Here is a 570-nt window from a genome sequence, read left to right on the forward strand (position 1 = left end):
TTCGCCATGACCGAAAACGTGGAGCTGGTCGCGTGAGTCTGGCCCTAGCGCACAAGCGCCGCACCATTGCGCAGGGAGGCGCCGCCGTTACGGCGGCGGCTGTCTCGGCAGCTCTTCCTTACTCGCCGGCGGAAGCCCTGAGCAGTCCAGCCAATGCACGCAAACACCTGCTACTGCAGGAAGCGGCATTGAACCAGGACCTGGCGCGGCTCAGTGACCTTAAGAACCTGGCCAGCAAACAGTCGCTTAAGCGCGAAGAGCTGCTGCCCAAGTACCAGGAATACGTCCAGCGCTACTGCGAATCGGGGCTGATTTTCCCGAATCGCGTTGCTGTACAGGTCTTGATCTGGCTGTTCGATACCGCCCAGTTCGATGACGCCCTGGAACTGGCGGACTTCCTGATCGAACAGGGTCAGGAAATGCCGGAGCGGTTCAAACGCCGGGATATCCAGACCTTTGTTGCCGATGCCGTGTGCGAGTGGGCCTATGCCGAGCACACCGCCAAGCGCAGCCCAGAGCCTTATCTGTCCGACCTGCTGCCGCTTGTCGATGGCGAATGGAACCTGACCG

General features: G+C 61.1%; 1 protein-coding gene. It reads left to right on the forward strand.

Annotated elements, in window-relative coordinates:
* Window positions 1-32: 32 nt before the first annotated feature.
* On the forward strand, window positions 33-570 hold a 538-nt coding region (gene gpM, locus H097_RS26625), incomplete at its 3' end, for a phage terminase small subunit (RefSeq protein WP_032863579.1).

The organism is Pseudomonas sp. FH4 (assembly GCF_000510915.2).
GTDB classification, from domain to species: Bacteria; Pseudomonadota; Gammaproteobacteria; order Pseudomonadales; family Pseudomonadaceae; genus Aquipseudomonas; species Aquipseudomonas brenneri.